The organism is Nitrospirota bacterium, from assembly GCA_040752355.1.
Classification (GTDB): Bacteria; Nitrospirota; Thermodesulfovibrionia; order Thermodesulfovibrionales; family Dissulfurispiraceae; genus JBFMCP01.
In genome coordinates, this window is sequence record JBFMHE010000003.1 from 67,829 (window position 1) to 94,780 (window position 26,952).

At 44.8% G+C, this 26,952-nt stretch carries 25 protein-coding genes; all 25 read left to right on the forward strand.

All coding sequences use genetic code 11. From position 1 onward, the window contains the following. The gene (locus AB1805_03270; GenBank protein MEW5744449.1) at positions 1-1,335 is read left to right on the forward strand and encodes a UDP binding domain-containing protein; all 1,335 of its coding nucleotides are present in this window, start codon (positions 1-3) and stop codon (positions 1,333-1,335) included. Positions 1,336-1,337: 2 nt separating this feature from the next. Then, positions 1,338-3,020 carry an asparagine synthase (glutamine-hydrolyzing) gene (gene asnB / locus AB1805_03275; GenBank protein ID MEW5744450.1) on the forward strand — a complete coding sequence of 561 codons (1,683 nt, stop codon included), beginning with the start codon at positions 1,338-1,340 and terminating at the stop codon, positions 3,018-3,020. After that, positions 3,001-3,819: a class I SAM-dependent methyltransferase gene (locus AB1805_03280; GenBank protein ID MEW5744451.1), complete on the forward strand. Its 819-nt coding sequence runs from the start codon at positions 3,001-3,003 to the stop codon at positions 3,817-3,819. The genes asnB (AB1805_03275) and AB1805_03280 overlap by 20 nt, the downstream gene beginning before the upstream one ends. Next, a complete protein-coding gene (locus tag AB1805_03285; GenBank protein MEW5744452.1) occupies positions 3,816-4,973 on the forward strand; it encodes an N-acetyl sugar amidotransferase in 1,158 nt (385 codons plus the stop codon). Before AB1805_03280 ends, AB1805_03285 begins: the two co-directional genes overlap by 4 nt. After that, positions 4,966-5,649 carry a class I SAM-dependent methyltransferase gene (locus AB1805_03290; GenBank protein MEW5744453.1) on the forward strand — a complete coding sequence of 228 codons (684 nt, stop codon included), beginning with the start codon at positions 4,966-4,968 and terminating at the stop codon, positions 5,647-5,649. The genes AB1805_03285 and AB1805_03290 overlap by 8 nt, the downstream gene beginning before the upstream one ends. Positions 5,650-5,651: 2 nt before the next feature. Further along, a complete protein-coding gene (locus AB1805_03295) occupies positions 5,652-5,990 on the forward strand; it encodes a hypothetical protein (GenBank protein ID MEW5744454.1) in 339 nt (112 codons plus the stop codon). Then, positions 5,990-7,855: an asparagine synthase (glutamine-hydrolyzing) gene (asnB, locus tag AB1805_03300; GenBank protein MEW5744455.1), complete on the forward strand. Its 1,866-nt coding sequence runs from the start codon at positions 5,990-5,992 to the stop codon at positions 7,853-7,855. Before AB1805_03295 ends, asnB (AB1805_03300) begins: the two co-directional genes overlap by 1 nt. Positions 7,856-7,867: 12 nt before the next feature. Continuing rightward, positions 7,868-8,227 (forward strand): hypothetical protein, encoded by a 360-nt coding sequence (locus AB1805_03305; GenBank protein MEW5744456.1) that lies wholly within the window; start codon positions 7,868-7,870, stop codon positions 8,225-8,227. Between the two features lie 32 nt (positions 8,228-8,259). Further along, positions 8,260-9,987 carry an asparagine synthase-related protein gene (locus tag AB1805_03310; protein ID MEW5744457.1) on the forward strand — a complete coding sequence of 576 codons (1,728 nt, stop codon included), beginning with the start codon at positions 8,260-8,262 and terminating at the stop codon, positions 9,985-9,987. Between the two features lie 24 nt (positions 9,988-10,011). Continuing rightward, positions 10,012-11,127, forward strand: a complete 1,116-nt coding sequence (locus AB1805_03315; GenBank protein ID MEW5744458.1) for an N-acetylneuraminate synthase family protein — start codon at positions 10,012-10,014, stop codon at positions 11,125-11,127. Beyond that, positions 11,124-12,116 carry a glycosyltransferase gene (locus AB1805_03320; GenBank protein MEW5744459.1) on the forward strand — a complete coding sequence of 331 codons (993 nt, stop codon included), beginning with the start codon at positions 11,124-11,126 and terminating at the stop codon, positions 12,114-12,116. Before AB1805_03315 ends, AB1805_03320 begins: the two co-directional genes overlap by 4 nt. Further along, positions 12,073-12,741: a formyltransferase family protein gene (locus AB1805_03325; protein ID MEW5744460.1), complete on the forward strand. Its 669-nt coding sequence runs from the start codon at positions 12,073-12,075 to the stop codon at positions 12,739-12,741. Before AB1805_03320 ends, AB1805_03325 begins: the two co-directional genes overlap by 44 nt. Before the next feature lie 16 nt (positions 12,742-12,757). Next, positions 12,758-14,035, forward strand: coding sequence for a DegT/DnrJ/EryC1/StrS family aminotransferase (locus AB1805_03330; protein MEW5744461.1), 1,278 nt, complete (start codon positions 12,758-12,760; stop codon positions 14,033-14,035). A 12-nt stretch (positions 14,036-14,047) separates the two neighbouring features. Beyond that, entirely contained in the window at positions 14,048-14,788 is a 741-nt protein-coding gene (locus AB1805_03335) for a glycosyltransferase family protein (GenBank protein ID MEW5744462.1), read from the forward strand. Next, positions 14,785-15,816: a Gfo/Idh/MocA family oxidoreductase gene (locus AB1805_03340; GenBank protein ID MEW5744463.1), complete on the forward strand. Its 1,032-nt coding sequence runs from the start codon at positions 14,785-14,787 to the stop codon at positions 15,814-15,816. The genes AB1805_03335 and AB1805_03340 overlap by 4 nt, the downstream gene beginning before the upstream one ends. Continuing rightward, entirely contained in the window at positions 15,813-16,955 is a 1,143-nt protein-coding gene (locus AB1805_03345; GenBank protein ID MEW5744464.1) for a hypothetical protein, read from the forward strand. The genes AB1805_03340 and AB1805_03345 overlap by 4 nt, the downstream gene beginning before the upstream one ends. 69 nt (positions 16,956-17,024) lie before the next feature. Then, positions 17,025-17,678, forward strand: a complete 654-nt coding sequence (locus AB1805_03350) for a class I SAM-dependent methyltransferase (protein ID MEW5744465.1) — start codon at positions 17,025-17,027, stop codon at positions 17,676-17,678. A gap of 84 nt (positions 17,679-17,762) precedes the next feature. Beyond that, positions 17,763-18,686: a GNAT family N-acetyltransferase gene (locus AB1805_03355; protein ID MEW5744466.1), complete on the forward strand. Its 924-nt coding sequence runs from the start codon at positions 17,763-17,765 to the stop codon at positions 18,684-18,686. A gap of 47 nt (positions 18,687-18,733) precedes the next feature. Further along, positions 18,734-19,705 (forward strand): hypothetical protein, encoded by a 972-nt coding sequence (locus AB1805_03360; GenBank protein MEW5744467.1) that lies wholly within the window; start codon positions 18,734-18,736, stop codon positions 19,703-19,705. Between the two features lies 1 nt (position 19,706). Further along, entirely contained in the window at positions 19,707-21,449 is a 1,743-nt protein-coding gene (locus AB1805_03365) for a hypothetical protein (protein MEW5744468.1), read from the forward strand. Between the two features lie 4 nt (positions 21,450-21,453). Then, on the forward strand, positions 21,454-22,761 hold the full coding sequence (locus AB1805_03370) for an oligosaccharide flippase family protein (protein ID MEW5744469.1): 1,308 nt from the start codon (positions 21,454-21,456) through the stop codon (positions 22,759-22,761). A gap of 8 nt (positions 22,762-22,769) precedes the next feature. Then, entirely contained in the window at positions 22,770-23,774 is a 1,005-nt protein-coding gene (locus AB1805_03375) for a nitroreductase family protein (GenBank protein ID MEW5744470.1), read from the forward strand. A 40-nt stretch (positions 23,775-23,814) separates the two neighbouring features. Continuing rightward, positions 23,815-24,870, forward strand: coding sequence for a polysaccharide pyruvyl transferase family protein (locus AB1805_03380; protein ID MEW5744471.1), 1,056 nt, complete (start codon positions 23,815-23,817; stop codon positions 24,868-24,870). A gap of 2 nt (positions 24,871-24,872) precedes the next feature. Then, a complete protein-coding gene (locus tag AB1805_03385) occupies positions 24,873-25,961 on the forward strand; it encodes a glycosyltransferase family 1 protein (GenBank protein MEW5744472.1) in 1,089 nt (362 codons plus the stop codon). A 12-nt stretch (positions 25,962-25,973) separates the two neighbouring features. Then, positions 25,974-26,948 (forward strand): NAD-dependent epimerase/dehydratase family protein, encoded by a 975-nt coding sequence (locus tag AB1805_03390; protein MEW5744473.1) that lies wholly within the window; start codon positions 25,974-25,976, stop codon positions 26,946-26,948. The last annotated feature ends 4 nt before the right edge of the window (positions 26,949-26,952 follow it).

The window sequence follows — 26,952 nt, forward strand, 5'->3', positions numbered from 1 at the left end:
ATGAGAGAGAGGAGAAGAGGAGCTTTTGAGTTTATCGAGCAGGTATTAGCGCAGAAAACAGTATCCGTATGGGGAATCGGCTATCTCGGGTTTACTACAATATTGAAGCTGCAATCGAAGGGCTTCAGAGCTAATAACTATAATTTCGATAAGATAACAAGGCGTGATATAAAAGACGGCATTTATCCTTCAGAAATGTTGGAAAGCAGATGGTCGGTAAGGTCGGATGTCCCCCCTCTCGATATCGAAAAGACTAACATCCTGACTGAGCCTGATGAAATGTTTTCCTCAAATGTTCAAATTATCTCTCTTCCTCTTGAAGCAAACAGTGAGGACAGGGCGTTCCAGTCTATTCTAAAGGAATTTATCAAGAACAAGAAGAGATTGGCGGATTCTCTAGTCATTTTTCAATCTGCGTGCATCCCTGGAGAAATAGAGAGCCACTTCATCGAGGAATTATCTAAAGAGTCTGTCGATTGCGCTTTTGCTTCAGCGTTCAGGAGCGATTGGACTGTTGAGGAGTTCTTCAGTGATACAAGCCCTAGGATTCTGGCAGGATATGATGACCGCTCAACAGAGTGGGCGGAGGCTTTCTTCACTCTTTTTGATATCCCCTATGAAGTACTCCCTTCCATAAAGGAAGCTGAAATCTTCGAAAATACAAAGAACTCACTTCGCTACGCACTCTCGGCTTTTTTAAATCAGGTGGCCCTTGCTTATCCAGGCACAAATATCAGGAAGATGGTTGAATTGCTGAGACACAACATAGAGTTGGAAGCCTCGCCCATCAATGTGGGGTCGAGCAATTTTAGGATGTTTAATGCTATCGGTAATATGCTCAAAGGGGCTGAGCGTCCTGAATACTTATCGCTGCTGAAGGAAGCACAAACAGTGAACCTCTCCAATTTATTATATTACGCAGACATCTTAACCCGTAGCGAGATCACATCGGTCACTATCCTCGGCCTATCTGCACAGGGAGACTTAAAGGATATACGGTTTTCTCCTTCATTAATACTGGCGCAGTACTTGCACCAGAGCAATATAAAAGTATTTATAAATGATCCCCATTTTTCTGAAGAAGAACTGAAGCAAATACTGCCTTATGCTGACACGATTTCCATAGCACGAGATCCCATCACGACTGATGTGGTTATTGTCATGGTGGATCATAAAGAGTACAGATACCTTACTCAAAAAGACCTTGATGGGCTGAACATTCCTAAAAGCAAGATAGTTATTGATAACGTGGGCCTGTTCAAGAAATATTCTTTTCCCGAAGGTACCCTTTACCACACCCCCGGTGATGGCAGCCTCAAGGCGCTAGAGAGTTAATCATGTGCGGGATTGCCGGCATAGTAACCTACTCGCGCAGTCATGAGGGGGGAGCAATGGTTAAGGGCATGCTCAGTAAGATGCCCTATCGGGGACCCGATCAGTCGGGAGTGGAAACCCGCGATAATGTCACCTTGGGAATGGCTCGTCTGAGCATTATTGACAGAGAACACCACAAAATTCCCTATGCGGATGCCTTCGGAAAGTACATGATTGTGTATAACGGCGAAATCTATAACCATGACACGCTGAAACACTCCTTGAGATCAAGGTGCCATTTTCAAACAGCTTCAGATGCAGAAACCGTGCTCTACAACTTTATGGAGAAAGGCATCGACTCGCTGCATGATTATAACGGGATGTACGCATTTGCCCTCTATGATTCCGTCAATAAAGAACTATATATCGCAAGAGATAAAACGGGAGAGAAACCCTTATATTACGCTTATACTAAAGACTACTTCGTCTTCGCTAGTGAAATGAAGTGTTTGCTTCAGGTTGTTCCTGCCGAGCTTAACAACGATGCGGTGTCCTATCGCGCCTACGAGTTTACTGTGGGCGCTGAAACACTTTTTAAGAACATTTATTCACTGGGGCCGGGGGAGTATATACGAGTGAAGGATGGCAGGGTTTCAGTCCAAAGCTATTGGAAAGTTTGGGATAAACTGGTAGACGTCAAGACCGATGAGAAGGGAATACTGGATGATCTGGCAGAGCTTCTAGAGGACGCGATTCTTTTAAGGACAAAAAACTGCGCGCATAAGTATTGTGCATTTATCAGCGGCGGCGTGGACAGCTCCCTTGTGGCAAGTATTGCAAAACCTGACTATATCTTTACTGCACATTATGATTACGACGATTTTGACGAACTCGACTATGCGAAGCTATTGGCACGGCACATTCAAAGGGATCTCGTTGTCATTACCCCCACAAAGGAAGATTTTATGAGGACCCGCAACGATATTATCTATCACCTCGACACTCCCTGTACGTGGACCAGTTTTACTCTTTGGATGCTGTTTTCTCGCACAAAGGAAGAAGGGCTGAAGGTGGTAATGACAGGTGACGGTGCTGATGAGATATTCGGGGGGTACCATAGATATCATCTCCTGCATCACGATGAGCAGATTCATAAACTGGAGGCGATGCAGCAATACAGCTATTTAATCAATAGGTATTACGGCAGTCCAGTGGATAGATACTTACGACTGGTCAATAGACACGAGAATCAATATGACGAGAGGATAAACGGGTATCTTCGGGAGTCCTTGAAGTTCTACTACGAAAAAGCAAAGGGGGATGTCATCCATTTCATGGGACTCAATGACTTTTATTCCACGATGCAGGTTTTATTGCAGATGGCCGATCGGTTGAGCATGGCATTCAGCATTGAAAACCGATCGCCCTTTTTGGACTACCGCCTCGTCCAGTATGCGTTTTCTATGCCTTCAAAATACAAGATAAGGAACGGTATAACAAAATGGGCGCTCAAGGAAGTATCTAAAAAGTTCATCCCTAAAGAAATCGCCAGCAGAATCGACAAGCGGGGATTTTCCGCACCTGTTAATAAGTGGTTTGGCTGGGATAAAAATGGAAAATACGATAGGAGAGGTTATAAAGATATCGTATTTGATGATTGGATAAAAAGATTCGGGGTGTCTAAAAATGAGATGTCTATTATGTAATTCTCGCAAAAGTGAGTTTGTTTGCATATACAAGGGGGAGGATATTTATCTCAGGAAACTGAACATCGCCAATTTCGCCCTGAAGTGGTTTAGATGCGCAAAGTGCGGCGTTTACTTTAGTCAGCAATATAAGAATATCGAGAAGGTATATGATAATGAGCTTCTCTACGACGCTCAGTTTGATAAAGAGAGTATAAGGATCAGATACGAGAAGATAATGAGTCTTGATGAGAGAAAATCGGATAATGCGTTGCGAGTAAAGCGCGTAAAGAGCTTTCATTCCGCATACGTGGAGAGCGGCGTGAGGGGGAGAAAACCCTTCAATGTTCTTGATATCGGAGCGGGCATGGGAGTTTTTTTGGCAAAGTTTCTCGATAGCGACTATAAAGGGTATGCATTGGAAGTCAACAGGGTAGCTGCACAGCATATACGTGAGGAGCTGCGGATTCCGGTTTATAGGGATTACGTCCAGAATTTGAAGACGGGCCAAAAGTTTGATTTGATCACCATGAACAAGGTTCTTGAGCATATAAAGCGGCCTATTGATGTTCTGAGGTCGATTCAAACGGTGTTGCATAGGAACGGCATTATTTATCTTGAGCTTCCTGATACGAGAGGTTATGAACTGGACGGCGCAGCGTGCGATGGATTTTCGTCCGGCCACTATATGGTATATAATCCGCAATCGGTGCTGTATCTTCTGGATCAAGCCGGATTCGACATTTTACATTTAAATCGGGTATGTGAGCCAAGTGGTAAAAAGACCATCTATTCGTTTGCAAGGAGAAAACTCTCATGAAATACTGCAAGAGTTGCATTTTGCCTGATACGAGACCTGGTATTGAGCTGAACAGTGAGGGGATCTGCACCGCCTGCATCGGTGCGCGGGAAAAGAAAGAGATTATTGATTGGAAGAAAAGAGAAGCTGATCTGAAGGAAGTTCTTGAGGCATATAAGAGTAAAGGCGGAGGATACGACTGTATTATTCCGGTGAGCGGAGGAAAAGACAGCACATGGCAGGTTTATACGCTCAAGGAAAAATATGGGTTAAAGCCCCTCTGCTTGACATACCGTTGCAAATATCGCACGAAGCTGGGACAGGAAAACCTTGAGAATATGATCGATATCGGGGTTGACCATATGGATTTTACCATCAATCCCTCAGTCGAAAAGAAGTTCATGCTGAAGAGCTTGGAACAGAACGGCTCGGTCTCTCTAGTCGAGCATATGGCGATCTGGGCAATAACGCTCAGGATGGCAGTAAAGCTCGGCATAAAGCTTGTTATATGGGGTGAGAACCCGGGGCTTGAGTACGGCGGAGGAAAAGAAGACAGAGAGAACCCCTATTTGAACTATGATTGGATAAGGAAGTATGGCGTCACGAATGGAACCTTTGCACATGATTGGGCAGACGAGGATCTTACCCTTGAGGAACTCTATCCTTTCACTCTTCCCTCGGAGGAAGAGCTTGCAGCATCGAAAATACAGTCTATTTTTCTCGGATGGTATCTGAAATGGGACCCGCTTGAGGTTGCAAACTTTTCCAGATCCATCGGATTTAAGTGGGCAGAAAAACCAGTATTGGGCTATTATCCCTTTGCGGATTTGGATTGTGACTTCATAGTGACCCATCATTTCTTTAAATGGTATAAATTCGGTATTACGCGATTATGGGATAATCTGGCTATAGAAATAAGAAACAAACGGCTCACCAGAGAGGACGCAATCAAGTATATCAGAGAGAACCAGGAAGCTATTCCTACACGCCAGATCAGGAATCTCTGCACGTTTTTAGAGATACCGGAAGAGAGGTTTTGGGGAATCGTTGAGAGTCACAGAAATCATACAATATGGAAGCAGGATGCATATCGGCAGTGGTACATACCAGAATTTAAAAATGAATTTGGATTTTGGCTGGACAACTATACGCAGAGAGGAGATTGTGATGAGTGAGCTGGCAAATAAGGAGTATTACGATAGAGCATACGAAAAAGGGTATGGCATCATGTTCCCTGAGAGCCCTGTCATCCGCTGGTATGAGCGGGTGCTGAAATATGAATTGGGAATTGATGGCAGTGATGGAAAGGTGATGCTTGACTTTGGCTGTGGCAATGGTACCCACTCATTGTTTTTTAGAAGCAAGGGGTTTGCGGTCTATGGTTCCGATATCGATGAAAGGGCAGTTGAACTGGCGAAGACCAGGATGAGGGATATAGAAAATCACTTTTATACGATGAGGGTGCTTGAGGATATAAGAGATGTCTTCAAAACTAAATTTGATGTAATTTTAGCAAATCAGGTTTTGTATTACCTCGATAGCAGAAATCTCGAAACGACACTGCAGATGTTTGATAGTATGTTAAACAAAAATGGAATAGTTTTCTTTTCCATGGTGAGCACAAAGCATTACCTCAATAATCATGTGGTGGAGACACGGGAGGACGGCTTCAGCCTGGTCAGACTTAAAGGCAGACTGGAAGGCGAGCTGCTTGTAAATTTCACGAAAGACTTGGATCACTTGAAGCAGAAATTCGCCGTTTTTGAGCCGCTTTATCTGGGGCATTATGATTATTGCATGTTGGAGGGCGATTCTCGCCATCATTTTGCATTTACCGGGCGGAAGAGATGAAATTGGACCTGAAAGAGACTCCTCGATGTTTTGAAGTGAAAGGATTCAAAGTAAAGGATTACGGAAAGCTCTATCTCGAAGACGGGGAAATGGTCTCCTTTGTTACAAAAGGCAACAGGGAGTGTGACTTTACTGCGAAAGACTGGGGGTTCTATCTTGGCCCCTCATTAAACAGTCGATTGAAAAGAGAGGGATTTAAAGTGGCTCTCGTCATAAATGAAAGTAATCAACTCTATGTGCATGCTGTAGAGAAAGATAAGATTCCTGAGTACAGGAGTTACTTAAAAACAAATCAGGACTTAAGAATTCTCTGTTGGCTCGATGAATGGATGATTGATTAATGTGTGGGATTTGCGGATTTATAGCAGAGGGCAACCTTTCCTTCGACCATATCCTGCAGGATATGTCAGAATCCATGAAGCATAGAGGCCCCGACGATCAGGGTATTTTTATTGATACCCTCAGGAATAAAACCATAGGACTGGCACACCAGAGGCTAAGCATAATAGATCTGAGCAGAAAATCCCGACAGCCAATGCTGGACGATGCGGGAGAGGTTGCTCTGATTTTTAACGGAGAGATCTATAACTATATCGAGTTGCGTACAGAGCTTCAACGAAAGGGCTACGACTTCATTTCCACCGGTGACAGCGAAGTCATTCTTTGCGCATACAAGGAATGGGGAGTAGGGGCCTTTAAGCGATTCAATGGTATGTGGGCGATTGCCCTGCTTGACAGGAAAAGGCAAAAGCTCATTCTCTCGAGGGATAGATTCGGGAAGAAGCCGCTCTACTACTACAAGAACGGCACGGATTTTATATTTGCGTCAGAGATCAAGGCTCTCTTCCGTTACCCGAAGGTTCCCCGAGAGCCTAATTATGAAAAGGTATACCGATATATAACCAAGAGCTATCGCTATGTGGACATTGACGATTACTCTTTTTTCAAGGGGATAACACAGGTCCCCAAGGGCTCTCTGATGACAGTAGATATGAATCAGAGAAGCTCCATCAGGAAATACTGGAGCCTCAACACAGCGGTAAACGAGAATATTACCGAGGATGATGCTGTGGAAGGATTTCGGGAGCTTTTCATTGATGCGGTTAAAATCAGATTGCGCAGTGATGTAAAGGTCGGCGTCATGTTGAGCGGAGGAATGGATTCCACATCAATAGCTTCTACGGCGGCAAAGTTGTTAAACGGGAATGTGGAGGCTTTTTCGGGAATATCAAAGGAAACTATCTCCAAGTTTGATGAAAGCGAATATATAAATGCGGTTGTGGAAGATACAAAGATTCATCATCATTATGTAAGACCTGATATCCCTAGCTTTTTTGAGACACTGGACGAGATGCTGTCATTTCACGACGAACCGATCTGCACTGATACCTGGTATATGATGTATCTGATAAACAAGAAAATAAAGGAAAGCGGCTTCAAGGTGATTTTAAATGGACATGGAGGCGATGAAATACTCGCTGGATATTATCCCGGATTTTATCAAAATTTCTACGATTTATTCGAAGCGGGTCGAATTCAAGATCTTCTGGATGAAATACAGGCCTTCTCAAGCATTCACGGGAAAAACACTGATGAGATAGGAAAGTACATAGCTTTTATCGCACAGACGAAGCAGGACAAGAGCCTTGAAATGAAGCGTTTTAAGGATTATAGGAATGTTGTCAACGAAGACATAAGAGAGAGATATGAGAAAAAGATCGTATTCCGCTCTCCGTACGCGGATAATCTGAGCAACCGGCTTTATATCGAGCTTTTTTACGATGCCGTTCCCCCTCTGCTGAGGGCCGAGGATCGGACAACTATGACCCATTCAATTGAGTCGCGCCTCCCTTTTCTTGATTACCGGCTGGCGGAGTTCTGCTTCTCCCTCCCCAATTCATTTAAAATTAGAAACGGAACGAATAAATGGATTCTTAGAGAATCTATGAAAGGGATATTGACAGAAAAGGTAAGAGAGCGCAAGGATAAGCTTGGCTTTATTACTCCAGCTGACGAATGGTTCAGAGCAATGAGTAGCGATATCCGTGCTTTATTCAATTCCAACGCTTTCAAAGGTAGGGGACTGTTTGATATCAAGGAGATAAATAAAATGTTCGATGAGCATCTTGGAAATACGGAAAATCATCAGATGCTTATTTGGCAGCTGCTTAATCTTGAACTTTGGTTTAAAAAATATTTTGAGTGAAGGAGAACACTCATGAGGGCGGATTTTAGAGAGCAGCCGAGGGAATTCGTACCGCTCGAGGGGATTAACCTTAAGGATATGGGGAGCATCTTTCTGGAGCATAATGAACAGGTGACGTTTACTACTGCATCAAATAAAAACAATGATATCGTAAGGACAGAATGGGGTTTTTATCTCGGCAATTCGATTAATTGGAGGTTGAGAGAACAGGGATTCAAAACTGCTCTTGTCGTCAGTAGGGCAGGTAATGAGCCACGACTTTATATTAATTTGGTAGAGCAAGAGCGAATGAATGACTTTTTTGATTATTTGAAGCACTATCATTCTGAACTCGTTTGCTGGCTTGACGAATGGTTTTTAACGCACCAATAGCAGATATATTTTTTTGCATTTCAAAAGAGGAAGTGCCCACTCAGGGCGATGTAATAGTCCGGCGGGAGAGGGGACGATATCTTTATTTGAAAGGAAATCATTTTGAAGACAAACAGTACATAGTGCTTCTCAATGGTGATCTTTATGCCAGTGAGTTCAACGGAGCAACCGACATCGAAACACTCATACGGGGATACAAGAAGTGCGGTGACGACTTCCCGCACAAAATTGAAGGTGATTTTTCCTTTATCCTGTATGATAAGGCGAATGATGAGGTAATTGCAGGAAGAGATAAGTTTGGCGTCAAATCTCTTTTCTATTATAAAGATGAAATGATGCTCGCGCTATCGAGCACGACGGCATCACTTTTTGAATGCCTCCCCATCAAAAAAGAGCCTAACCTGAGCAAGAACATACTTTATGTGGGGAGTCATTATAGACATTTTGATGCGATTAGAGAAGACACCTTTTTTGAAAACATAAAGGCGATACGACAGGCCCATATAATTAAATGTAAAAACGGCAACCTGGCTGAACACCCCTATTGGACAATAGAGCTGCTTAATCTGGAGGGGAAAACCCAGCACGAGTTGGGAGAAGAATACCTTTCCCTTCTGACAGAAAGCATTGAGAAGAGATTGTCGAAGAGCAATAACCCTGCCTTCATGGTGAGCTCCGGAATGGACTCCTCCAGCATTGCTGCATTATCATCCCGACTGAGAGGGGAGCGCGTACCCATATTCACGACAGTTTTTCAAGAGACAACTGAATACAATGAGGCGGATGAAGTGGTGCCTGTCGTTACAAAGTTTGGCAAAGAATGGCATAGGGTCAGTGTCGAGCCTGAACGGCTTATACAGGATCTCAATGAGATTCTGAAGCTCGCCAATGAGCCTTTTTATACGGTTACCCAAATGATGCATTACTATTTAACTCGGGAGGTGAAAGCGAGGGGCTTCGATACGTTATTTGGAGGAATCGGAGGGGATGAGGCGAATTGCGGAGAAATTGAGGAGTACCTGTTCTTTTTTGCGGACCTTAAATATGGAAATAATGAGGAACGCTTAAGAAAAGAGATTAACGGCTGGATAAAAAATCACTCCCATCCTCTCTATCCGAAGAGCTATGAAATAGCCCATGATTATTTTGTTAAACACATTAATTTTAATCAGCCCGGCGTGAATTATTTAGATAAGGAGCGATTCGGCAAATATTTGGGAGTTTTTAGGAGAGACTTCTTAGAGGCGCATTTATGTGCGCCAATTCTTGACCATCCTTTTCCAAGCTACTTGCTGAATAAATTATATCAAGATCTTTATTATGAAATAATCCCTTGTGTGCTGAAGGCAGAGGAGTTCAATCTCAAGCGGTTTAAGGTACAGGGGAGAATGCCTTATCTGGACGGAATGGTTATGCAGTACGGCTTCTCCATACCGGTGGAGATGAAATATAGCGCTGGCGCCAATAAGGCAGTTTTACGTGCTGCCATGAAAGGGATACTACCGGATGAGACAATAGAGAATCTTCAGAAGAAGGGATGGAATGCCCCTTTTAATGAGTGGCTCAAAATTCATTTGAAAGAGTCAATAATGAAACTATTGGAGAATCCTTCAAAGCGGCAGCAGGCCATATATAATATTGAAGATATCCGAGCCCTCTTTAGTGAGCATTTAAGAGGAACGGCTAACCATATGATGTTTTTCTGGCAATTCCTGAATTATGAGACATGGTATGGCATCCATTTTGGCGAGGATATCTGATACCTTGCGGGTAAGGACTTAAAAATGAACATGAAAGAGAGCTCGATGCATCCCGGAGCTGTACAGGCAGCGGATCGTGTAACCTACGTCATTGCTGAAATAGGCATTAATTATAACGGATTGCTGGAGAACTGCTACAAAATGATTGATGCTGCCGCTGAGGCCGGCTGCAACGCAGTAAAGTTTCAGTTTTTCAGAGCAAAGGATTTATATCCAAGAAGTGCTGGCGTGCTTGATTGGAAAGATCAGGAGAAAGAGTATTCGTACGATATTTATAAGGCAGTAGAAAGTTTTGAGCTGCCAGAAGAGTGGGTTGCCACGCTGATAACCTATTGCAGGGTCAGAACATTGGACGTCTTGTCGTCAGTATTTGATGCCGAGGGGCTCGACTTCCTGATGCAAAAAGGATTAAAGGGGATTAAGCTCGCCTCATATGTAGTGACGAATCTGCCACTCATAGAGCATTGCGCAAGGACAGGCATGCCTATTATTATGTCGACAGGGGGTGCCACTCTCGCTGAAATATCAGAAGCGGTTGACGTCGTGAGGAAATATCATGGAAATCTGTCACTGCTCCACTGCTCTATACAATATCCAACGCCTCTTGATTGCTGCAATCTGGGAATCCTGAAGACATTGCAGTGCGCATTTCCTGGAATCCCGATTGGGTATTCTGATCATACTGCAGAAGTCTCCCGTGCTCCGGTGCAGGCCGTGTATCTCGGGGCTCAAATCATAGAGAAGCATATAACAATGAGTAAATCCATGGACGGTCCTGATCATTTTTTTGCGCTTGAGCCTCAAGAATTAAAGCGAATGGTAGCTGATATCAGGCAGGCGGAAGCGGACTATCGGAGAGGAAACGTTACTATCGATGAAACCCTTTACGGAAGCAGCGCGAGGATCGTATATCCTCACGAACGGTATCTGAGAGAGTTTGCTTTTATGCGGCTTTTCGCGCGAAGGAATATCAAGAAGGGTGAGATAATAGCTGCTAACGATATAGCTATTCTCAGGCCGGGTAAGAAAAGACTTGGACTGGAACCGAAGTATTTTTACCTCTTTGAGGAGCACAGGGTAACGGCTAAAAAAGATATATCTTTTGAGGATCCTATTACCTGGGATGCTATTCTGGAGTGAGCAAAATTCTCTTCAGAGCAGATGCCAACCCGTCCATTGGGACTGGTGATTTAGTATCTCTGATACATCTTTCGCAGTATTTCGAAAAAAAAGGATGGGAGACGCATTTTATCATCCGGGAGTACAAATCTGGACTTTTGCTTGCAGAGAAATACCGGTTAGGAAATGTCAAGGTCCTTCCGCATTCCATAGCAGCCAGTCAGGAAGTCGAAGCAATAAACCAGTACATCGAACTGAACAATATAAAAGTAATCGTTATGGAGATAACAGAGCGACCTCTTTCTGAATACGAGGGGATAACCGATCAGGCGGTGAGGGCATGTGTGTGTTTCGACGCTCTCATCCCTCGTCATCTGGATCTGGTCGTCAATTGGGATGTCACTGCTCCTACATTATATGAAAAGTCACCCTTCTCTAAAACAAAATTCCTGTTAGGTTCGGAGTACGTGATTCTGCCTATGGAGTTTGATTATGGCAGGATCGAGCAGAGGGTCTATAGAGAGACACGGGACAAACTCTTGATAGCTATGGGGGGAGCTGATGAGCTCAATTTTACCCAGAAGGTCGTCGATGTGCTGATACAAAATGCAATAGCTATGGAGCTTAAGATAATCATTGGATCAGGATATGAATACCGATATGAGCTCGAAAAGAGTCTGGACGCCTCACCATTGCGGTATGAAATTAAACAAAACGTAACCCATATGTTTGATGAATACATGCAGTGCGACATTGCGATTGGTGCGGGAGGATTGACTTCATATGAGCTGGTTGCAACGAGAACGCCAGCTATTCTCATCGCTACGTATGAGCATCAGATTGCGCGATGCATTTATTTCGAAAAGGCTGGATGGGCACTATACCATGGGTTCAGGAAGGTAAGTCCATCGGCCCTGCTGGAAGGATTGCAACAACCTATCTTAAGAGAAAGAGGACCGTATTTCAATGGATGCGAGAAAATTTATGAAGCTGTCGCTTCTTGTAGATAATCCGGACAGCTGGTTCTGGAAATATGTTCCGCACGTCGAAGCCATTCTGAAGAGATTTGCTTCTTCTGTTGCGATTTACAGAAAGGCTTCAGAAATACGCACGGGAGATATTTTGTTTATTTTAAGCTGCGACAGAATCCTTATGAACGACACGTTATCAAAGAATCGACAGAATATTGTCATTCATGCGAGTGATTTGCCTGAGGGAAAAGGATGGTCGCCGCTGACGTGGCAGATAGAAGAAGGGAGAAATATAATACCTTTGACGTTATTTGAGGCAACGGAGCAACTCGACAGCGGTGCTTGGTATATCAAGGATACGGTATGCCTCTCGGGTTATGATCTTATTGATGAGACAAGAGAAAAATTGGCACTAAAGCTGATGGAGATGATAGAAGCATTTTTGCTCGGGTATCCTCTGGAACCTCGGCCACAGCAGGGAGAAGAGACGTTCTTTCCACGACGCACAAAAAAGGATAATGAGCTGGATATAAATCTGCCGTTGGCAGCGCAGTTTAACAAATTGCGTGTTATGGATAATGAGCGTTACCCTGCCTATTTTGTTATCGACGGACATAGATTTATTATCAAAATATATAAGGACAGCGAGCATAAAAATGATTGAACGGGGATGTAGTTAAGTGGAAACGCTTGCCCTTTTAGGAGGAGAGCCAGTCCTTCGTCCTCTCTTGCCGCACTATAATTCCATAGGGCAGGATGAACTGGAAGGGGTTCTGGATATTATAAAGTCCGGAACGCTCTCCGGCTTTTACGGGAGCTGGGGAGATCAGTTTTTGGGCGGACCAGCCGTACGTGCATTTGAGGGAGCATGGTGCGAGCGGTTTGGCGTCAACCATGCAATATCAATGAATTCGGCTACTTCGGGGCTATTTGCCGCTATGGGGGCCATCGGAGTCGCCCCCGGAGATGAGGTTATCGTTCCGCCGTATACGATGTCTGCAACCGCCATGGCGCCTCTGATCTATGGCGGCATCCCTATATTTGTTGATATTGAGCCTGATACGTTTTGTCTTGATCCCCGGAAAGTTCGTGAGGCGATCACTTCAAAAACGAAAGCTATCCTCGCGGTGAATTTGTTCGGACACCCCGCGCCGCTCCATGAACTGATGGAGATTGCCCGAGAGTACGGGCTCATGCTGATAGAGGACAATGCTCAGGGTCCGACGGCAAGAGAGCATGGCCGATATGCCGGCACGATTGGCCATATGGGGATCTTCAGCCTCAATTACCATAAACACATTCATACTGGCGAAGGGGGAATGTGTGTGACAAATGATGATCAACTGGCGCTGAAACTACAGATGATCCGGAATCACGCTGAAAATATAGTCGAGCATGTCCCTGTTGAGAATATCTCAAATCTTATAGGGTTTAATTATCGCATGACGGAATTGAGTGCTGCCGTTGGTATTGCTCAGCTCAAAAATATGGATCTTCATGTTGAGAGGAGAAAGATTATAGCTCAGCGGCTTACTGAAGGCATAGAGGGGATGACCGGCCTGACCCCTCCTAAGGTGAGAATGGGCTGTCATCATGTTTATTACTTGTGGGCCTTGCGTGTTGACGAGGACGTCTTAGGGATTTCGCGACGCATGTTCAGTCGCGCGCTTGCTGCAGAGGGGTTCCCGCATTTTACCGGGTATGTCAGGCCGCTGTATATGTTACCCCTCTTCCAGCAACGTATCGCTTTCGGGTCGCAGGGGTATCCCTTCTCTCTGTCAAATGTTCATTATCGCAAGGGGCTTTGTCCTGTTACCGAGCTGATGCATGAGAAGGAATTGCTCTGTTTTGAAACCTGTTTATATGATATTGATGAGCAAAAGATCGAGCTCCTCGTAAAAGCTCTTCGCAAAGTATACGGCAACCGTACTAAGCTTGCTAACCTGTCAGAGGAGTAGAGGAGGAACTATATGCCGCGCATTATCGCCAGCATTGAAGCACGCATGGGATCATCACGACTTCCGGGTAAAGTACTCTCGGATATATGCGGGCAGCCGGCGCTTACACGACTGGTCCGCCGCCTGAGGAGGTGCCGCACCCTCGATGGAATTGTATTGGCCACTTCAACGAAACCGTGTGACGATGCTCTGGAGACATGGGCCAAGGCGGAAGGAGTGGCCTATCACCGCGGTAGTGAGGATGATGTTCTACAGAGAGTTGTTGAAGCACAGCGTAAAATGAAATCGGATATTGTTGTGGAAGTCACAGGGGATTGCGTGCTCCTTGACCCGGAGCTTATCGATTGGGGCGTTGCCACATTACTGGAAAATGACTGTGATGTCGTTACCAACGTACGCAAGCAATCCTTTCCGATGGGACAGGATATCCAGGTTTATCGCTTGCACGATCTTGAACAGGTTGAACATGATATAACAGATCCGGCAGTACGTGAGCATGTCTCCTTGTATTTTTACGAACATCCTGAAAAGTACAAAGTTATACATTTACTGGCCCCTGCCCGATGGCATGCGCCTCATTTACGATTTCAATTGGATTATCCCGAGGACTATCGCTTCATTAATGACATCTATCGAAGAATGGAGCCTTTGCATGGTGATGCTTTTGGGATCGAGGAAGTTATGATGTTGCTCAAGCAGGAGCCGGAGCTTGCTCTCATCAATGCCCGTTGCGAGGAGAAGTCTGTTCGGTGAGCAACAAGCCGTTACGGACGGTCATTATAGGATTTGGAAAGATCGGTGCAGGATATGCGGACGACCCTGTAATGTCTCGCCATTATCCTATTGCCTCTCACGCCCAGGCATTGGCTGCTCATCCGGCATTCGCCTGGGAGGCAGTAGTTGATCCGTCAAATAGCGCGCTTGACAATGCCCGGAAAAGATGGAGTATCCAGTATGCGGAAAAAGACATTGATAGCCTGGCGCAGCGCTATGCACCTGAAGTAGCGGTTATTGCTACCCCCCCACAGTTTCGGGCAGGGCTTATTGAGAAGCTCCCAACACTTCGAGCGGTTCTCGTTGAAAAGCCGCTTGGGCTCACTACTCAAGAGGGTTCTACGTTTCTGCAGGAGTGTTGCCGTCGCCAGGTCATGGTGCAGGTCAATTTGTGGCGCAGAGCCGACACCGTGTTCCGAATGCTTGCATCAGGAGGGCTGGTCGAACGCATTGGTCGTGCACAGGCCGTTTTTGGCACCTATGGAAACGGTCTTTTGAATAATGGCACTCACATGATCGATTTCATTACCATGCTCTTGGGGGAGGTCAGCTCCGTTCAGGCAGTAAGCGTGAATACCCCACCATACTGTGCAGGGCCGCTCGACGGTGACCCCCAAATCCCCTTTGTTTTATATCTCAAGAACGGGGTTGTCGCAATGCTGCAGCCTCTTCAATTCGAGCACTATCGTGAGAACTCTCTCGACATGTGGGGTGAGCGGGGGAGGCTGCAGATTGCTCAGGAGGGACTGGGAGTTTTTCTCTTCCCCCACTGTACCAATAGGGCGATCCAGGGTGAATTCGAGGTTGCCTGCGATCGGCCACAATTACTGGAAACAACTGTTGGTGCGGCGCTGTACGAAATATACGATAACTTGGCAAATGCTATTTATAACGAAGTTCCGTTGTGGAGCCCAGGAGAATCGGCCTTGAAAGCAGAACGTGCTGTTGAGGCCATCAAAGAGTCGGCATGTCGCAAAGGGGCATTGATTGCACTCGAAAGTGAATGATGAAATCTGATATCCTCATTTTTGTTGAAGACCCTGGAGCGGCAAATTACATCGTCCCGCTGCCGGAAGCGCTTTCAGGAGCGGGCTACACGGTCACCCTTGTCGCAGAGGGCGCAGCAAAAGATTATTTATTGCAGAGAGGTCTTCGCCCCTTTCCTGCCACTTCACCTCTGGGTGCTGAGCATCTGCTGAAAGAGTTTGATCCTCTTCTGGTGATAACCGGTACATCAGAGAACCTCGATTCGGTGGGCCTGCATCTCATCGATTGTGCATGGAAAAATAATATCCAGAGCATCGGTATTGTCGATTCCTACAGCAATGCTGCATATCGCTTTAGGGGAAGGGGCGACACGGCTTTCACCCATGCTCCGGGGTGGCTTTTTGTTCCCGATGGATGGACCAAGGATGCTTTTGTGGCATTGGGGTATCATTCTGATCACATTATGGTGTGCGGACATCCGCACTACGATCATGTCTTGGCCGTCAAGAAGAGACTACGGCAAGAGGGAAAGCAGGCTGTGAAACGACGTGTGTTCCCCCGTAGTCCTGAAGCGCGTCCAGTGGTTGTCTTCTTGGCAGAACTCTCCTCCGGGCTTAATCCGCAGCAGTACCAGCGGTCATCGGATTTTACATTAAGCGGAAGAGGCATGAGTTCCGGCCGTACAGAGATCGTCATGGAAGAGTTTCTTGATGCGGCAAAGATGTTAAATCCTGTCCCCTACAAGGTGCTGCGCCTCCATCCGAAAAATACACTGCAGGATTTTTCAGCGTATCATGGTGAATTTGATCTGGTAAGTAAAGATGAATTGCCGCTTGAAATCGTCTTCGCGGCTGATCTTGTTGTCGGTATGACATCCATGCTCCTGTTTGAAGCCGCTCTGATGGGAATCAAGACGCTTTCTATTGTCCCCCGAGCGGAGGAGATAGAATGGCTGGCGAGTATTCGCGCTGGCATTACCGAATACGTCTCCACACGTGATCGGCTCGGTTCCGTGTTGAATAGATGCTTTGCAAATTGCCATGGGAAGGCTCCTGCTGACGATGAAGGGAAAGTAATTACCAACGCCGTGGGCAATATTATCGGAGCCGTTGAGAAAATTCTGTTGAACGGACGGCAAGCGGATAGGTGCAGGCGATAGGAGTATTTAAACGTGCGTCATCTAAAGCCTGGTGAACAGTAAAAAAGAAAACCACTACAGGAGGGGGCAATGCGGTCGAAGCAAGATTTCGATAACGAAAAGGTAGTAAAAATTTCGAATAAAATTTATAGCGAAACGGCGCTCAAATACGGGCCGGACAGTAATGCGGTGAGGTATGGTGATCAGCAATCGCAATACCTCAGGTTTGCAGAAATCGTCAGGTATATAGATATGGAGGGAAATGGCAAACACGTATTGGATGTCGGCTGCGGCAACGCTGAATTATACAAGTTCCTTAATTTTATGGGCTTTCGCGGGCGGTATACCGGCTACGATATCAATAAGCATCTGCTGAATATCGCAAAAAAGAGATTTAAGAATATAGATGTCTCCTTGGTTGATCTCATGGAGCAAAGGCCGAAAAAACATTTCAATTACGTTGTGGCAAGCGGGCTGTTCGGTTTAAATATCGGACAAAATATGGAGTGGACATTTTCGCTTATCAAGAGAATGTATGACTTATGCACAGAAAAAACAGTTTTTAACATGATTTCCAGTCATGTAAATTTTAAAGAGCACGATATGTTTTATGTCGATCCCGGAGAAGTCTTGAAATTCTGCATAGAGAAGTTATCCAGAAGAGTAGCCTTGGTACACCATAATATTCCCTATAATTTTACTGTAGTCATTTCAAAGGGCGCTGAATGGAAATCAATAGCCTAAATGGCGTAACGACAGCTTACGGAAGGCGATGCAGCTATGTATAGTGTACGTGGCCCTTTGAATGAGGTATTGTGGGATCACTATGTGGACCGGTCACCGCAAGGAACGGTATTTTTGAAGACAGATTTTATCAAATCGCTGAGTATCGGCTATAAGATGCATGTCGTATACAAAGGCGATAAGCCGGTGGCCGGCTGTGTGGTTCTGCTCGATGAGAAGGGCTCTGCGGCGCGCTCTCCCTATTCATTTGTACCCTACCAGGGATTCTTTTTTATTGCCGATGACAATGAGGAGGCAGTGCTAAATCATAAGGCAATCTTCAATCAGTTTAAGATCACGGAATACTTTATTGAATACCTGCTCGATACCTACGGGAGGCTGTCCCAAACTCATTTCGGGCTTGAGGATTACAGGCCTTTCTTATGGTATAATTACCATTCTCCCGAAAAGGGACTTTTTATGCTGAACCTGAGTTATACAACCGTGCTGGATATTCAAAAATATGCGACATTGGAGGAATACTTGCGTTCAACAAGCACGCTGAGGCGACGTGAGCATAACAAGGCACAGAAAGGCGGGGTCGAACTGCGAGAATTAAAGCACGATGACCTTAACGTGCTCTTTGATCTGCATATACAGACATTTAAACGGCAAGGGCTCGACGTGTCGTCTGGTGAGCAATTACTGGTGCGCTCAATCGCCAGTTCGGCACTGAAGAAAGGCTATGGTCGTCTTACCGCAGCGTTCATGAACGGAGTTCCCGTGTCAGCTATATTGTACCTGCTGGACAAAAAAAGGGGCTATTATCTGATCGGGGCCAATGATCCCGCCTTCAGAGATACGTCTGCATCAACGTTGCTGTTTGTTGAAAATATATGGAGATGTAAAATTGATGGCCTGAAGGAAGTAGATTTTGTGGGGTGTAATTCTCCTCAGCGAGGAGATTACAAGCTGAGTTTTAACGGCCGACTGGTGCCCTGCTTTGAAACACACTTCAATATATCGTAGGACTGTCAGTTGCATATAGTACTACCTGATTTTACAGGTGAATGGAAATGATGAGAAAACTGCTTAAAAAACTAGTGTCGCCGTGTAAGCGATATTTGATGCACGATGTCGAGCTTCAAACTGATAGGCTCTTGATGATAGCCGGTAAGAATGCCGCGTCTCAGTTAAGGCAGATCCATGAGGTTAATTCACTAAGCGATGCGGGGTTCAGTGTGTATTCCCAATTTGACGAGGATGGCATCGTGGAATGGTTGCTTCAGCGGGTGCCTATTGCATCAACACGGTTTGTCGAATTTGGCGTAAGTAATTATAAGGAGTCAAATACCCGCTTTCTGCTTAAAAATAGAAACTGGAGAGGGCTTGTTCTCGATTGCGGCAGTGAGAATATAGGGATCATTCATAATGATGAGATTTCATGGAAGCATGAGCTGCTGGCGTACCACGCCTTTGTAACGCCCGAGAATATCAACGATATACTCAAAAAGTCTGACTTTACGGGTGAAATAGGGTTGTTAAGCGTGGATGCCGGAGGCATGGATTACTGGATTTGGAAAGCAATTGAGGTCATTGCTCCCTGTATTGTCATTTGTGAATACAACGCCATTTTCGGTGATTTGCATCCGGTGTCGATTCCCTACGCACATGACTTTGATAGAGCAAAGGCTCACTATTCGGACCTCTATTGGGGAGCGGGGATCGTTGCGTTTGAGAACGTCGCGCGATTGAAAGGCTATACCTTGATCGGCTCAAATGCAGGTGGACACAATGCCTTTTTTATCCGTGATGACCTTTTCGAGCATCTTAACCTGGCTATCGCTGACAAAAGCGCAAAACCCTCTCTCTTCAGGGAGTCCCGCTCACTCACGGGAAATTTTACCTATGTCAGCGGAATCAAGCGCTTTGATATGATCAAGCATTTGACGGTGGTTCGAGTCGATACCGGTGAGAAAGTGGCGCTTGAGACGTTGAGCCCTGTTTATAGTAAAGCGTGGATGAATATATTGGGGGACGTAGCATAAAATGTCGCATGCAATCAGAAAAATATGGTCAATTATTGAGTTGCTGGTCAGTAGTTTGCACAATGCATCTTTAACAGCATTGAAGCAATTCTTCAAAGCCCGCACGCTGACAGAGAATGAAAAGCGTTTCAGTAAGATGAATGCCGTATTCTGGCGGCAATATTCAGGGACAGCACCGCACGCTGGCGATTCGAGGTATATTCTAATATTGCCGGAGGGACAGATTATCAACACACTCAAGAATGCGACGCTTGCCAGAGTCGGCATTGCCGCAGCCCGGGGCATGCGAATGCTTTTCCTGCTGCCTACCAGCAACTTCTCCTTGAAGAGCATATTGAAATCATTTTCACAAAGCGAATTCGTATTCTATTACAGTTGGCGATATTTCCCCTATATGCTGCTGAGCCTTTTCCAGGCACTCAAGGCATATCGCCGGCTGGCCTCACCCGACGACGTTCTGTCCTTTGAGACAGATGGCATTAATTTCGGAGATCTGATTTATGATTCAGTCCTGGCCGGCCAGTGGGCAACCCTTGATACTGTAGATCATCGGGTTTTCAAGCAATGCTGGCAATTTTATTTCTACAGAAGCGTTATAAAAGACATATTAAAGCGATATAACATTGAATGCGCTGTTCTCTCGCATCCATGCGGCGTTAGAGGGGGGACGAATTTCCGATATTTAGTAAGAAATAATATTGAGGTAATCAGGAGTGCCGGGTCGGGTGTGCTGATGTTTCATAAGCTTCGGACGCTTGAGGACGGCTACAGTGAAGTCTTTATCCCGGAGCAGGAACATTTCGATTATATGCTGGAAAACTATGAACGCTTTGCTTTGGGAGCGGAGCAGTTTTTACGAGTGCGATTTAATGATCAAAAAAGAGAGCTGGGAGATATTGAGGAAAACTTGGCGTTCAAAAAGGATAAGCATGTTTATACCGCGCGAGAAGAGTTTTGCAATAAATATAACCTGGACACTACAAAGAAGAACATTTTTGTCATGCTGCATGGTTTTAATGATTTCCCCCATGGGTTTGGCTGGATTATCTATCGAGATTTTTACGAGTGGTTTATGGTAACTCTTGAAATTGCGCGGAAAACCTCATCGGTGAACTGGGTTTTTAAGGAACACCCTTATTCTGCCTATTATCCTACCAGGGACCTGGATCTGAATCTTCTCTTTAAAACCATAAATGACCCGCATATTTGCTTTTTGAACAGAGATGAGGACTTTAATGCGAAAAGCCTGCTTTTTGTAGCTGATACCGTCATTACCTGCATAGGTACCGCGGGAATGGAATATTCTGCAATGGGAAAACCCTGCATACTTGGGGGAAGAACGACCTACAGCGGTTTCGGGTTTACCGTTGAGCCGAAAACCGATCACGAGTATAGACAACTCCTCAGGGCGATAAATGATCTTCCCGGTCTCACTGAGGAACAAATCAAGAAAGCTAAGATGCTTATCTACTACGAGCTGAAAATGGCCTTTGATTATGTTGATCCCTTTTTCCCCGCCTTTAATATTGAGCAGCAGAATGAGTTCACCATCGATAGCATTTTTGAAGAGTCTGTTGCTTATTGGAATAAGGTGAGCCATGATGCGAGGCGTCGGGCGGTCGCAGATATCGTGGAATTCCTGAATAACCCAGAGGCCATTCGCTATATCAATCTGAATAAACATATCTATTTTAAAGGAAAAACTCCTCGCTTTTCGCCGAACCCTTCGTTTTCCAAGCTGTGAATAAATGAGTTGGGAGAAATACTTTTCTTTTAACGCATCGCTGCGCTCCTTTATTAAAAACGGGGGCACATATATGTTCTTTTCTGTCGTTAATCGGGCAATTCCATTCGTATTGCTCCCCGTTTTAACAAAATATCTCAGACCAGACGAGTTCGGTGTTATAGCTGTTTTTACGGTGATCATGTCGGTCGCGACCCCGATTATAGGGCTTTGCAGCAATTCTGTCCTATGGCAAAAATACTTTAAACTCAACAATGAGGAACGAGTGTATTTCATCAATGATTCATATAAAATCATGGCGGGAATGTTTGTGATCGTAACGCTGATCGCAGTGACTGCTTATCCGTGGATCGAGGCATGGATAAGGATACCGCTCTTCTGGGTAGAAGTAGCACTTGTGTGCGGATTAATGAGCATGTCGGCTACCTTGACGAGCACAATCTTCCAGTTGAGAAAACAAGCGGTCAAATTCGGAGTCCTTCAGTCATCGAGTGTCGTGACGAATCTCCTGCTTTCCATTCTTTTTGTGGTGTATTTTAAACTGTCCTGGCAAGGGAGGTTACTGGCGATACTCCTGTCAAGCTTTATTATCTTTGTATATGCCGTCCACGTCAACTATAAAAATAATGACATATCATTGCAAAAAATGAGGCGTTCTCCTCAGCTATTTACTATAATGAGCCTGGGGGGAGCGCTCATTCCAACAACTGTGTCCGGTTGGGCTCTTTCGATGAGCGATAGAATTTTCCTAACGCGGCTTACCTCTCTCGATGCTGTGGGAATATATTCAATTGGCATCATGATCGGCCAGATCGTGGATGTCATTCTGAATTCATTTCATCAATCATATCAGCCCGTATTTTTTGAGGCCGTATCCCAAAATACATTTGAAAAAAGAATCCGCATTGTGCAGGTAATTTACTTGTTCATAATCTTTTCTTTGCTTGTTGCTCTCATCATCTCTTTGCTCTCTCCGTTAATTCTTCGCGTTATGGTTGACAAGAGGTATGCGGAGGCGCAGAGTATCGTGGCCTGGATAGCATTTTCAAACGCCTTTTGGTCTATCGGTGCGCTCTTTTACAATCTCATCCTGTCCGCGGAGAAGAACGGTGTTGCCTCACTTGTGAGCTACGCGACCATTATCATCAATCTGGCTGCTAATTACCTCTTTATAACAGCCTACGGAATGAGAGGTGCGGCAATCGGCAGTATGGTCTCATCAGCATCGTTTATGCTGCTGTTTGCATTTGCCTCATTAAGGTATCATCGTATGCCGTGGCTTGATACAAAAGTACTGAAGTGGAGCCTGTAAGCACGATTATGATTAAGGACATTTTAAAGAAGCTGTTGCCGGTCAAAGTAATTGCTGAGCTAAGAACGGTGCGATCAATTTTATCGGTGTTGCATAATTACTGGTATGATGCTTCACGATGCATTAAGTATTCGCTGCCCCCGCACCTCCCCGAGACCTGCGAGCAGCTGGAGGCGAGAATAATAGCCCATTATCACGTCATCGAGAAAGGCCTGTCATTAAAAGAGCCTCGACTTATGTTCGGGAAAGATATAATCGAATCGTTATTTCTCCTGCTCCGCTGCTATAAAAACAAAGGATATGATCAAAATAGATTCGCCTTCCAGACCGCCGTTTCAGTCCTGTGGGAGTATATACGTTTTCATGAGAAGCATAACTGTGAACTTAAGGAGATGAGGGAGCGATTGCAGGAAGCCTCAGCGAATCTTTGTCAAGGGAGCGGCGGAGCTCTTGCAATGGTGCGAAAGGAAGTGTTGCATAACTGCAGCGTAGACTTTGATAGCTTTGCGAGAAGCAGGTACAGTATCAGAAATTTCAGCGACGAGGATGTTCCCGTTGAATTGATATATCGTGCTGTAGCAATTGCCCAAAAAGCGCCGTCATCATGCAACAGACAGCCAGTAAAGGTATATATTATTAGAGATGAGCGCGTTAAAGCCGAAGTGCTCAATTTGCAGACCGGAAACAGAGGATTCGGATATTTGGCAAAAAATCTCCTCATAGTAACTGCCGATCTGCATGCATTCAACGGGGTTCACGAAAGGAATCAATCCTTTATAGACGGCGGCATGTTTGCCATGTCGCTTCTTTATGCGCTCCATCATGTCGGACTCGCATCATGTGCGCTCAACTGGGGGGTGACCAAAGAGAAGGATGTAATCATAAGGAGAATAGTGGGAATTAGTTCCTCAGAAAACATCGTTTTAATAATTGCAGTAGGTCATTATCCAGAACTGTTCTCTGTTGCCGTATCATCCCGGAAAAACCTGGAAGAAATTGTAATTGTTAGGTGATAGGTGTCTGCTAGGGCCAGCCTGATATGGGGAGAAGAGCGTGCAGGATAATATGATGTGTGGAATAGTGACGTTTCACGACGGAATTAACTTTGGAGCATATTTGCAGACGTATGCACTACACAAGTACCTCTTAACATTGGGGATTGGAAACGAGGTCTTAAATTATAAGGGGCTGCGACATTGGTTTAATGAATATTACATTACACTCCACACAAAAAACCCAATTTTATTTGCTGCTATTTTAAAGAAAATCTCAAAATTCAAAGAAGCTGAAAAAAGAATTAACAAAACGACCTTTCATGTGAGCACAAAGCCATTCACCGAAAGAAGGTATAAGGCCCTCTTCTTCGGGAGTGATGAGATTTGGAATTTCAGACAGCGGCAGGTTGGCTTTAATCCCTTCTATTTCGGTGAGGGATTACATGCAGATAGGTTGATATCTTATGCAGCGAGTTGCGGTAATTTGACAGAAGAGACTGTCGTGCCGGATAAGATTAAGAAGCTATTGTCAAGATTTCATTATGCCTCGGTGCGCGATGAAAGCTCAAAAAAAATAATCGAGCAGTGCATCGGCAAGCAGGTAGAGATTGTAGTAGACCCCACCTTGCTCTATGATTTCGAGAGTGAGGCAATTGATTGCCCTTATAAAGACTATATTCTCATTTACTCGACCCTCTTCGATCGGGAGATGAAGAGTAAATTAAAACAATATGCAAGGGCGAAAGGGAAAAAGCTGATATCGATCGGATACTATAATGATTTTTGCGATATGAATGAGATTTCAATAGGTCCGTTTGAGTTTCTTGGTCTAATTAAGAAGGCGGATATGGTAGTCACCAGCATGTTTCATGGCGTACTTCTTTCAGTCAAATACAACAAAAACGTGAGTATTATTGTTGACCCCTATAGAGTAAATAAACTTTCCACAATACTCAAAATACTTAGTCTTGAGGGAAAGGTTTACCGGCCTGAGCAATGCACGCTTGAACGCTTATTGGAAGAGGAAATTGATTACGCTCATATTAATGCAGTATTGAACGAGGAAAGGGCAAAGTCTGCGGACTTTATAAGAAATGCTCTTGGAATGCAATGAGAGTGATCTATACCTATGACATTTTTTCTTCACAGACTTATGGAGGAATCTCCCGGTATTTTATTGAGCTTATAAAGGGAGTTCGATCACTCGAGAAAGAGGTCGCTGTTTTCGCCGGACTCTACATTAATGAGTACATTTCGTCGTTATCGAATAAATGGGGCATTCGTGTTCCCAATCTGAAGCACACCGGTAGCTTGCGAATGAAAGTAAATGCGCTGCTGCAAGAGTGTATACTGAGCAGAGTCAGCGGCTCTCATACTGTTGTTCACCAGACATATTATTATCCTTTGAATCTAAGAAGAAATACAAAATATGTCGTGACAGTGTATGATATGATACATGAGCTTTATCCTCAATATTTATTAGACGAAGATATTTCAGCACGAAAAAAAGAGTGCTGTGAGAGGGCAGATAAGATCATTGCAATTTCAAATTCTACTAAGGACGATCTGGTAAAACTATTCAAAATCAAACCTGAAAAGATCAGTGTTATTCATCTTGCAAATTCTCTTGCATTAGATGCAACACCTTCAGACGGGTTGAAGCCTCCCTACCCTGGACCTTATCTTTTGTACGTTGGACAGCGCAGTGGATATAAAAATTATGATGGTTTATTGCAGGCCTATGCACAGTCGAAAAAGCTTATTGAAAATTATCATGTGATTTGCTTCGGAGGAGGGGCTTTCAATGACGATGAAATTGAAAAATTCAAAAAACTAAGGGTCAGCGGACGGATGCATCATGTTGGTGGCGATGATACCTGCCTTGCGCACTACTATAAACACGCCTCAGCATTTATTTATCCCTCATTATATGAAGGATTTGGAATTCCTTTGCTGGAAGCAATGGGACAATCATGTCCTGTTATCTGCTCAAACACAGGCTCCATTCCCGAGGTTGTAGGCGACGCAGGTGCTTACTTTGACCCCACCGATATCCCTTCTATTCAGCAGGCCCTGGAGGTCACACTTTTTGATGAGACTACGCTTGCCCGTCTTAAAGAGAAAGGAGCAAAGAGAAAAGCAATGTTCAGCTGGGATACGTGTGCTCGCGAAACACTTTCCTTGTACTATTCGCTGATAGGGTAGAGGATGATGGAGATGAAAATATCGTTGATGAGCGAAGAGAAGCTCTCCTCGATCTTCAGGGGGGAACCCGTACTCATAACAGGCGCCAATGGATTTACCGCTGGTTATCTTGTCCGACGACTGACTGCGTTGGGCGCGATCATTTATGGATTGGACATCCATGCACATCAAGTATCTCAAGACTATATTTATTATAATTGCGACCTTACCTCACTCGATAAGGTTATTTCCTTTGTTGACCGGAGCCGCCCTAAATTTGTATTCCATTTAGCATCTAAATCGTCAGTGGGAAGCTCCTGGGTTGATGAATGGGACACTATTGAGAACAATGTTAAGTCGACGTATAACCTGCTAAAAGCGCTTGAGATAGCTAAAATATCAACAAAGCTTATCCTTATTTCATCGGGAGAGGTGTATGGATATCTGGGCAATAAAAAGGCTGCGGTGACCGACCAGCTCAGGCCCATGAACCCTTATGCTACCTCCAAAGCAATGATGGAGATGGCGGTCCGCAGATTTCAGAACACGGAAATCGCCTGTGTCATTGCCCGCGCATATAACCACACGGGCCCCAAAAGGCCTGAAGTTTTTTTCGAAGCAGGAGTGGCGGCGCAATTTGCCAGAGCAAAAAAGGAAGGAAGAGATTCAGTGCATCTAAAGGTGGGTAACGTAGAAAATATACGCGACTTCTCAGACGTGCGCGATGTGGTTGAAAAGTATCTGTATCTGGCGTGTCAGGGGAGCGCCGGTGAAGTCTACAATGTGTGTAGCGGTGTCGGGAGATCACTGAGAGAAATAATTTCGATGCTGGAAAAGATTTCTCAGATCAAGGCATATATAGATATTGACCCGGCGAGGTTGCGCAAGAACGATATTCCATTCCTTGTCGGAGAGAATAGCATAATGATTGCCGACCGACCCATGGAGGATACTCTCAGAGATCTGTACCAGTATGTACTCGAGAACTACAGGGATGCCGGAGAATAAAGAA

Bases quoted from the DNA above. Each gene is read 5' to 3' on its own strand.
- AB1805_03270 (MEW5744449.1), top strand. From the start codon at position 1: ATGAGAGAGAGGAGAAGAGGAGCTTTTGAGTTTATCGAGCAGGTATTA.
- AB1805_03285 (MEW5744452.1), top strand. From the start codon at position 3,816: ATGAAATACTGCAAGAGTTGCATTTTGCCTGATACGAGACCTGGTATT.
- AB1805_03350 (MEW5744465.1), top strand. From the start codon at position 17,025: ATGCGGTCGAAGCAAGATTTCGATAACGAAAAGGTAGTAAAAATTTCG.
- AB1805_03375 (MEW5744470.1), top strand. From the start codon at position 22,770: ATGATTAAGGACATTTTAAAGAAGCTGTTGCCGGTCAAAGTAATTGCT.
- AB1805_03305 (MEW5744456.1), top strand. From the start codon at position 7,868: ATGAGGGCGGATTTTAGAGAGCAGCCGAGGGAATTCGTACCGCTCGAG.
- AB1805_03390 (MEW5744473.1), top strand. From the start codon at position 25,974: ATGAAAATATCGTTGATGAGCGAAGAGAAGCTCTCCTCGATCTTCAGG.
- AB1805_03315 (MEW5744458.1), top strand. From the start codon at position 10,012: ATGAACATGAAAGAGAGCTCGATGCATCCCGGAGCTGTACAGGCAGCG.
- AB1805_03325 (MEW5744460.1), top strand. From the start codon at position 12,073: ATGGATGCGAGAAAATTTATGAAGCTGTCGCTTCTTGTAGATAATCCG.
- AB1805_03335 (MEW5744462.1), top strand. From the start codon at position 14,048: ATGCCGCGCATTATCGCCAGCATTGAAGCACGCATGGGATCATCACGA.
- AB1805_03370 (MEW5744469.1), top strand. From the start codon at position 21,454: ATGAGTTGGGAGAAATACTTTTCTTTTAACGCATCGCTGCGCTCCTTT.
- AB1805_03290 (MEW5744453.1), top strand. From the start codon at position 4,966: ATGAGTGAGCTGGCAAATAAGGAGTATTACGATAGAGCATACGAAAAA.
- AB1805_03365 (MEW5744468.1), top strand. From the start codon at position 19,707: ATGTCGCATGCAATCAGAAAAATATGGTCAATTATTGAGTTGCTGGTC.
- AB1805_03280 (MEW5744451.1), top strand. From the start codon at position 3,001: ATGAGATGTCTATTATGTAATTCTCGCAAAAGTGAGTTTGTTTGCATA.
- asnB (MEW5744450.1), top strand. From the start codon at position 1,338: ATGTGCGGGATTGCCGGCATAGTAACCTACTCGCGCAGTCATGAGGGG.
- AB1805_03360 (MEW5744467.1), top strand. From the start codon at position 18,734: ATGATGAGAAAACTGCTTAAAAAACTAGTGTCGCCGTGTAAGCGATAT.
- asnB (MEW5744455.1), top strand. From the start codon at position 5,990: ATGTGTGGGATTTGCGGATTTATAGCAGAGGGCAACCTTTCCTTCGAC.
- AB1805_03345 (MEW5744464.1), top strand. From the start codon at position 15,813: ATGATGAAATCTGATATCCTCATTTTTGTTGAAGACCCTGGAGCGGCA.